This is a genomic window from Coleofasciculus sp. FACHB-712 (assembly GCF_014695635.1).
In the GTDB taxonomy this organism is placed as follows: Bacteria; Cyanobacteriota; Cyanobacteriia; order Cyanobacteriales; family FACHB-T130; genus FACHB-T130.
Map to the genome: position 1 here is coordinate 1 of NZ_JACJOQ010000233.1, position 7,545 is coordinate 7,545.

The following is a 7,545-nucleotide window of genomic DNA, read 5'->3' on the forward strand; positions in this document are numbered from 1 at the left end:
GTAAAGTTAGAATCAGCGATCGTGTCCCAAATCATTTCCTGGGTTAGAGTTGAGCGATCTTTAAGGGTACGAACGACGCTGCCTAAAAGTCGTTGCGGTTCTAACTCAACCTCATTGCCATAGAGACTGATCATGTAATGCAGATCGAGAGCATTGTGCGATCGCTTTGCCATTTCGCCCTTGCGATTGCGATTCCGCACATCTGCACTGCTGCGCCACACGGGATTGAGACTCACTTGATACAGGTAGATGTTCACTCCCGTCTCTGGGGTGCCACTCCCTAAGTTACTGGGTCGCACCGTTGTCACTCTTGCGCCATCCAGGTCTATTTGTACAACAGCTTGCAAAGTTCTTTGCAAAGCAGCAGTGACAGTAGCGATCGCTAAATAATTGCTCATAAAAAAAATTCAGCAATCAGCTTCGCAAAAAGCTGATTTATTCGTTTTCACAGTTTAGCTTGACAAAGGTTTCTTTTGATAATGACCAGATTCTGACCATTAAGCACTAACTAATCCCAGTTTTAAGGCTTTTACAATTGCTTGCGTGCGGCTGGTGACACTGAGTTTTTCAAAAATTGCTGTTAAGTGAGCTTTAACTGTAGCGACTGTGATGTAAAGGCGGCGGGCAATTTCTTCATTAGAAGATCCTTCAACGAGCCAGTGTAAGACTTCTCGCTCTCGTTCGGTTAAGTGAATGCTCCGACCGGAAAGATGCGATCGCCCTGCATAAAATTGAAACAATCGAAAGAAGCAAGCTGCAACTTCTGGCGATAAATACACTTCATTTTTCATGACGGTGTTAATTGCTTCGCACAGTTGAGTTGCCACCCGGTCTTTAAACACGTACCCGCTAGCACCCGCCTGCATCGCCCGAAACACCCATTCGTCTTCCCGGTGTCCTGAGAGAACTAACACTTTCCCCTTATAGGACATTTCTCCCAAACCAATCAAGGCGGTAATTCCATCTCCAGGGGGCAATTCCATATCCAGCAAAATCATCGCTGGCTTTTGCTCAGCGGTTAATTTTAACGCTTGCTCTACAGAAGCCGCCTCTCCGACAATCTCAAATCGAAAAGAGCCGTTATTACTCAAGAAGTCAAGTAGAGTCCGTATCCCTGCTCGGAAGCGTGGTTCATCATCCACGAGTAAAATCGAAATTGGCGCTGGTGCGGACATTTTAGAGAACCTCAAGGCGACTGTTCGTTTTAGAGGGTGAGTAACTCATTTATCATTCCCACTGACTCACTGAAAATTGCTATCGAGGTAGGGTGAAGGAAAACTGTGCCCCACCAGAAGGCAAGTTTTCTACCCAAATGGTTCCTCGATGGTCGAGGATAATTTTTTTTGCGATCGCCAAACCCAAACCAGTACCGCCTGGACGCTTAGAATAAAAAGGTGTGAATACTTGTTTCAAGTCTTCTTCAGAAAGCCCGGAACCGCAATCGGAAACTTCAACGATTACTTCAGATTGAAAGACTTGCCAATTACAAGTAATCATTCGCCCAGGGGGGCTAAAATGAACTGCATTACTCAACAGGTTGTCAAATACCTGTTTCATCTGCCATCGATCCCCTGCCAGCGTGACCGGCTTCTCCGGATAGCGGATATGCAGTCGTTTTTCTTCTAACCAAGGTTGCAGACCTTGGATACTTTCAGCCAATGTTTTCCGCAGCTCATAAGGTGCTACCTGTAGTTTTGCCTGCTGTCCGCAATAAACCAAATCCGTTAAGTTTTCAATTAACTCATTCACGGTTTCGCGAACAATCCCAGCCTGCTCTTGCAAGCAGCCAGATGGCAACCCTAAACATAAATTTTCGGCGTAAAGACTAATCAGTGCCAAGGGATTTCGCAGTTGATGTTCTGTACGACCTAGCACTTGCTCAAGTAATTGAATCTCAGCTTTTTGACGGGAACACTCGCGAGACATCACCAGGTAGTGACTCAGCAATTGAGCCTGTTTTTCTACGCCTTGTTGTTGCAGCGAAGAAAGGGGATTTTTACTCCATAACAGCAAATACCCAACTTCTTTGGCTTTCTGCTCGCTGAGAGGGCAAACGTAAGTGTTGTAGCTACAAGCGGTGTCAGCAGATGCACTTTTAGCACGCTCGGTTATTTCGCTCAACTTCAGCGCAGGAAGGGAATCTTCCCACTCCACCTCAGCAAAAAATTTGGGCAACTCCGCGTAATTTCCTTGGCGCTCGTCTGAATAATAGGCTACTAATTGACGCTTTTGGGTATCTAAATCTTGGTAAACAATCCAGGCGGCTACAACAGGTAGTTGTGCGCCCATCTGTTCGAGATGGAGCTTGCAAATACTCCTAAGATCGGGAGGGTACGGTGTACCTAGCGAACCGAGTGTGGAGGAAGGTGGATGCACCTGTACAGCAAACCGTTTTATTCCAACCTTCATCTGTAACTCCCCGCCATACAGGATATTTCAGTAACGTTGAATCGGATGTAAGCACCACTGAATTTTCATTTTGCGGAGCTTGTCATCTTCCGCAAGAAATAAATGACAAATCTAGCTTAGTCGGGGATTTCAGTCTTCATCCGTATTTACACACATTTTTTAAAGTTTCGACCAAAGTCTAATAAACACTCTGGGGTTGTCTTCCTAATCTAGACCTATACAGCCTAAACACCCAGTCTTATGATCCCTGCTGCTGCCCAGACTTTGGCAGAAATCCTGGCTGAAGGGACTTCCCTGCTCAGTACAGAGCAAATTGATTTCAACCACCCTAGTATGCGGCAGGATGTAAGACCAGCACTGAACCTGTTCTGCTACAACATCGGGGAAAACAGTCAGGTAGACCACAGGATTAACCAGGAAAAACCGCATCCACCCACTTTTGGGAAGTATTCCCCATTATGGTTTGACATTTCCTTCCTAGTCAGTGCCTGGGATCGTACCGTCCTGGGAGAACAGCGTCTGCTGTCAGAAGCCTTGATGCTGTTGTTACGTTACCGCTGGCTACCAGAAGAGCTGCTAGCGCCTTCACTACGGGGTTATGGCAACTTGTCAATGACCATTTCTGCCGTTGGGCTTATTGATGCCGTCGCTCTATGGCGTGCGCTGGGGGTTCCATTACGTCCAGCTTTATATGTAACCGTGACAGTTCCCTTTAACCAGCTAGGACAAGGAGAACCAATCACACCTATAGAAGTAGTAGGGAATGGGGTAGTAGGTAGTAGGTCGTAACAATTACCTACTACTCTAGGGGCGATCTAGCAGGTCGCCCCTACCAATTACCGATTACCAATTACCGATTACCCACCACTAATCAAGGAAGACTACGCTATGCCAATGGATTATTTTGCTCCTGGTGTCTACGTCGAAGAAGTAGACCGTGGTAGTCGCCCGATTGAAGGCGTAAGCATGAGTGTTGCTGGGTTTGTTGGCTTTACCGAGGATGTACGCGGTGATGCCGAACTGTTCAAACCCATGATGATTACCAACTGGAGCCAATACCTAGAGTATTTTGCCAAACAAGGCTCCGATGGTTACACAGACTTCAACGCCTACCTCCCTTTTGCCGTCAATGGCTGGTTTATGAACGGCGGTGGACGCTGTTGGGTGACTAGCATTGGTACCAAACTCCCCGGTTCGGAACCACCAGCACCGGAGGAAACAGCCACAAAGCTCAGAACCTCTGGAAATCGTCCCTCTTTGATGTTTGCGATTAAGGCATCCGAAGGCGAAGAGGATGGTAGCTCAGCTCTTGCCTTACCCGGTGGACGAGTCAATGTTTCGATCCTTCCCGATGAACCCAAAGCTCCTGAAGATCCAGAGGCAGAACCCCCACTCAACACGGGTGAATACTTTAAAGTCATCGTTAGTCGCGGTGGAGAGAAACTCGAAGAGTACAGCCACCTGACCATGAACCCGGACGTCGAGGCGCAAGTGGGTACCTATGTCATCACTGCGATTAATGAGGGGATTGGCGACCACGAGGCATCTCAATTTTTGTCCGTCACCGATATGTCCACCAGCGGACAACCCCTGTCTCGACGACCTGTCAACGGCACCTATGAAGTCAGCCCTCCACCCGTCATTTCTAGCCCTGAACGCTTTCCACGGGATGTAAATGGGGTGCGCGATGACCGCACGGGCGTCCAAGGGATTTTTGAAATTGACGAAGTTTCGATGATTGCTTGCCCCGACCTAATGCTGGCATACCAACGTGGCCTGCTGGATTTGGATCAGGTTCACGGCATCATGGAAATGATGGTTAGCATGTGCGAAAACAACGCACCCAGCCCCAACTATCGCATGGTGGTTCTCGATCCCCCACCTTGCAAAGGAGGCGGAGAGCCTGTACCCCCTGAGCAACAAAAGCCTCAGCACGTAGCTCAGTGGTTAAGTAACTTCAATCGTCGTTCCATGTTTGGGGCGTTGTACTATCCCTGGATTAAAGTAGCGAACCCACGCAATGCCGGACGACCGATTTTGGTTCCCCCCTGCGGTCACATGATGGGGATTTGGTGCCGCACTGATGAGACTCGTGGCGTTTTTAAAGCACCCGCTAACGAAGTTCCTCGCGGTGTCTTGGGTCTAGCCTACGAAACTAACTTCCGCGAACAGGAACTGTTGAACCCGGTGGGGATTAACTGTATCCGCAACTTTGCTAACTACAACCGAGGTTTCCAAGTTTGGGGCGCACGGACTCTGGTAGAACCGGCTAATGTCCAGTGGCGCTATATCAGCGTCCGCCGCCTGATTAGCTACATTGAGCGCTCGATTGAAATCGGTACCCAATGGGTTGTGTTCGAGCCTAACGATCAAGATTTGTGGGCGCGAGTTACTCGCACGGTCAGCAATTTCCTCGAACGGCTGTGGCGTGCAGGGGCGTTATTCGGTGGTTCGCCTGGTGAATCCTTCTACGTGAAGTGCGATGCCAGTATCAACACCCATGAGACGGTAATGCTGGGTCGTTTGTATGTCGAAATTGGAGTTTGCCCAGTCCGACCAGCGGAATTTGTGATCTTCCGCATCAGTCAGTGGTCTCCTAACCAGTAGGTTAAAACTCTCAGATATCAGCTCTTGATCAAGAGCTGATATCTGAGCTGATATTGAAAAATTTGTAAGGAGGTTTTGAATAATGGCGATTATTACCGTTGAGAATTTTGAATTAGAAATTAAGGGCGTAGGTGACGGTTTACAGTTTAAAAGTGTTGACTTACCAGCATATAAGACTGACGTTCAACACGGTGATGCCCTAATGTCTGGTGCCAAGGGAGCTGTACGGCAGACTCTTACTAAGAAAAGGGAAGCCGCGGTTCAAATTACTTTAGTAACCCTAGCGAGTGGAGATGCAAAAAGCACTAGCTCACTGATGCGAAAGTGGTTGCTACAGTGTATGCCAAAAGCAGAGGATGGTGGCGGTTTTCCAACGAGTGCCAGGATGGCAGAAGGCGTAATAAAATCCTATAACTCAGCCGGAGAAATGGTGGACTCTTGGAAGATGAGCGGAGTTTGGATTTGTAAATATCAAATCGGGAAACTCAGTGCAGATGGCGGGTTGCTTGAAGAAACCTTTACGCTACAGGTTGACCAATTTGATCCAGCTTGATCTATCTGAGTCTGGGTGTTTGAGACAATATTCTTAATTTTGTTCGCTTTAAGAAGCGATCGCAAAAATCATTCCTTTGCACTTTGTAATTGATTGGAAGGTTATTTATGGCTGATGCTGTTGAGTTACTATCTAGTGATAACTACGATGTAGCAATTGGTGATATCAAAGACATCATTATCAAAGAAGTCAGTGGGATGTCAGTAGATATGTCCCCAAAGGGTGCTGATAATGCCATCGGTTCTGGCCCGAAGGGAAAATCGCTGGTTCTCAGTGTTCCAAGTCAACCGAAGTATGGCGAGATAACGCTCGTTTTGGTGCCAGGAGCGCATCAAGGCGGAAATGACGATAAGCTGTGGGAGTGGTACAAGGATTGCGCCTCGAAAGCTAACCTTGGGGAAGCTGCAAAAGCGCGAACTTTACGCAAAGAAATGACAATTAATGTCTATTACTCCGGTTCAGAGGGGAAGGTGGGGTTAACTTACAGTTTTGTAGGGGTGCTTCCCAATAGTTTTGATGTTCCTAAGCGGGACGCAGGGAGTAGCGAACTGGAAACTTGGACGCTTAAGCTGAACTACGAGCGGATGAAGTTTACTGTATCGGCGTAGAAGGAATTCTAAAGTCAACTCCCTGTAAAAGTGCGCTGGTGAGGTGAGATGTTGCACAGTCTTATTCACCAGTCATTGATTTATCAGCTCGAAAGCTCATTGGTTGTAAGGCGGTATCAACTGTGACAGACTTCCCTGAAATTCTTACCACTTGCCGATTTTTTTTAGAACTAAAACTAAATGGCAGCAATGATGCAGTAGACGGCTACTTTATGGATTGTAGCGGTTTTAAGTCTACCCAACAGGTGATAGAAATCTCTGAGGTGACACCTCAAAAGTGGGGAAAAGATGGGGAATCTAAGGGTCGAATTGTCAGTACAAAAATTCCGGGTAAGGTGAGTTACAGCAATATCACTTTGCGCCGGGGGCTGACTTGTTCGATGACGTTATGGAACTGGATTCAAGCTGTCCAGGATGGAGATTGGGCTGAACAACGACGAGATGGTTCTTTGGTGATTTATAATCAAGCGGCGGAAGAACAGTTTAGATTTGAGTTTCAACGGGCGTGGCCTACTAGCTATAAAATTTCTGATGTGAATGCGGCTGGGGGTGAGCTGGAGATTGAAGAAATAGAAATGACAGTTGAACAGTTAAAACGGATTCAAGTAGCAAGGAATGATTCAAACTGAGTTTGAATTTACTTTACCGAAGGGATATCTCGATGCGGATGGCAATCTGCACCGCAAAGGTGTGATGCGTTTGTCGAGGGCGATGGATGAGATTGTTCCTTTGCGAGATCCGCGTGTTAAATCAAATCCTGCCTACGCTACAGTGATTATTTTGTCCCGCGTGATTGTCCGCTTGGGAGCGTTGGAGGAGGTCACGCCTTCAGTGGTTGAAGGCTTTTTTGCTTGTGACCTGAATTATCTCCAGAAATTTTATCGTCAAATTAATGACCTAGAACAGGAAAATGCAGGATTGAAAGAAGCCACGAACCCCTCTGCAAATCCTGTACTGGCTTCTGATTCTGAGTAAAGCGTCTCATGTCCAGCGATCGCATCCAAACAGAATTTGAATTTGTCCTCCCTAGAGGATTGATCGATGCTCAAGGGGGCGTTCATCGCCAGGGGGTGATGCGTCTGGCAACGGCAAAAGATGAAATGTGCGTCCAAAAAGACCGGGGCGTTCAGGATAATCCAGCTTATGGAGTCTTGGTAATGCTCTCGCGGGTGATTACCTGTATCGGTACTGTAACCGAGGTAACGCCTACGCTGTTGGAGGGTCTTTTCTCGCGAGATCTGGCATATTTGCGGGAGTTTTACAATCGCATTAACCAGGAGGGGGAAGCTTACATTCCGGTTCAGTGTCCCCAGTGCAATCGTCAATTTCAGGTGGAGCTTTCTCTATCGGGGGAATTCTAGGCTACCC

The 7,545-nt window shown here is 47.4% G+C and carries 10 protein-coding genes; 7 read left to right on the top strand and 3 right to left on the bottom strand.

What is annotated here, in order from left to right; translation table 11 throughout:
* The 3 genes from H6F50_RS06640 to H6F50_RS06650 all read right to left on the bottom strand — a co-directional run.
* Nucleotides 1–398: DUF4255 domain-containing protein (locus H6F50_RS06640; RefSeq protein ID WP_190427782.1), on the bottom strand; the 398-nt coding region annotated here is incomplete at its 3' end.
* A gap of 99 nt (nucleotides 399–497) precedes the next feature.
* Nucleotides 498–1,175 carry a response regulator transcription factor gene (locus tag H6F50_RS06645; RefSeq protein WP_190412614.1) on the bottom strand — a complete coding sequence of 226 codons (678 nt, stop codon included), beginning with the start codon at nucleotides 1,173–1,175 and terminating at the stop codon, nucleotides 498–500.
* A 79-nt stretch (nucleotides 1,176–1,254) separates the two neighbouring features.
* Nucleotides 1,255–2,409 carry a HAMP domain-containing sensor histidine kinase gene (locus H6F50_RS06650; RefSeq protein ID WP_190427785.1) on the bottom strand — a complete coding sequence of 385 codons (1,155 nt, stop codon included), beginning with the start codon at nucleotides 2,407–2,409 and terminating at the stop codon, nucleotides 1,255–1,257.
* Between the two features lie 240 nt (nucleotides 2,410–2,649).
* On the opposite strand from H6F50_RS06650, the gene H6F50_RS06655 reads away from it, so the two are divergent.
* The 7 genes from H6F50_RS06655 to H6F50_RS06685 all read left to right on the top strand — a co-directional run bounded on the left by H6F50_RS06655 (nucleotide 2,650) and on the right by H6F50_RS06685 (nucleotide 7,538).
* A complete protein-coding gene (locus tag H6F50_RS06655; protein WP_190412612.1) occupies nucleotides 2,650–3,198 on the top strand; it encodes a Pvc16 family protein in 549 nt (182 codons plus the stop codon).
* 99 nt (nucleotides 3,199–3,297) lie between these two features.
* Nucleotides 3,298–5,016, top strand: coding sequence for a phage tail sheath C-terminal domain-containing protein (locus H6F50_RS06660; protein WP_190427787.1), 1,719 nt, complete (start codon nucleotides 3,298–3,300; stop codon nucleotides 5,014–5,016).
* A gap of 82 nt (nucleotides 5,017–5,098) precedes the next feature.
* Nucleotides 5,099–5,569: a phage tail protein gene (locus tag H6F50_RS06665; RefSeq protein ID WP_190412610.1), complete on the top strand. Its 471-nt coding sequence runs from the start codon at nucleotides 5,099–5,101 to the stop codon at nucleotides 5,567–5,569.
* Between the two features lie 107 nt (nucleotides 5,570–5,676).
* A complete protein-coding gene (locus H6F50_RS06670) occupies nucleotides 5,677–6,177 on the top strand; it encodes a phage tail protein (protein ID WP_190412609.1) in 501 nt (166 codons plus the stop codon).
* 122 nt (nucleotides 6,178–6,299) lie between these two features.
* Nucleotides 6,300–6,806 (top strand): phage tail protein, encoded by a 507-nt coding sequence (locus H6F50_RS06675; protein ID WP_190412608.1) that lies wholly within the window; start codon nucleotides 6,300–6,302, stop codon nucleotides 6,804–6,806.
* Complete coding sequence (locus H6F50_RS06680) at nucleotides 6,793–7,152, top strand: hypothetical protein (protein ID WP_199292022.1); 360 nt, start codon at nucleotides 6,793–6,795, stop codon at nucleotides 7,150–7,152. The genes H6F50_RS06675 and H6F50_RS06680 overlap by 14 nt, the downstream gene beginning before the upstream one ends.
* Before the next feature lie 8 nt (nucleotides 7,153–7,160).
* Entirely contained in the window at nucleotides 7,161–7,538 is a 378-nt protein-coding gene (locus H6F50_RS06685) for a phage tail assembly protein (protein WP_190427790.1), read from the top strand.
* The last annotated feature ends 7 nt before the right edge of the window (nucleotides 7,539–7,545 follow it).

Coding starts and splice junctions, on each gene's coding strand:
- H6F50_RS06645 (WP_190412614.1), bottom strand. CDS start 1,175: ATGTCCGCACCAGCGCCAATTTCGATTTTACTCGTGGATGATGAACCA.
- H6F50_RS06650 (WP_190427785.1), bottom strand. CDS start 2,409: ATGAAGGTTGGAATAAAACGGTTTGCTGTACAGGTGCATCCACCTTCC.
- H6F50_RS06655 (WP_190412612.1), top strand. CDS start 2,650: ATGATCCCTGCTGCTGCCCAGACTTTGGCAGAAATCCTGGCTGAAGGG.
- H6F50_RS06660 (WP_190427787.1), top strand. CDS start 3,298: ATGCCAATGGATTATTTTGCTCCTGGTGTCTACGTCGAAGAAGTAGAC.
- H6F50_RS06665 (WP_190412610.1), top strand. CDS start 5,099: ATGGCGATTATTACCGTTGAGAATTTTGAATTAGAAATTAAGGGCGTA.
- H6F50_RS06670 (WP_190412609.1), top strand. CDS start 5,677: ATGGCTGATGCTGTTGAGTTACTATCTAGTGATAACTACGATGTAGCA.
- H6F50_RS06680 (WP_199292022.1), top strand. CDS start 6,793: ATGATTCAAACTGAGTTTGAATTTACTTTACCGAAGGGATATCTCGAT.
- H6F50_RS06685 (WP_190427790.1), top strand. CDS start 7,161: ATGTCCAGCGATCGCATCCAAACAGAATTTGAATTTGTCCTCCCTAGA.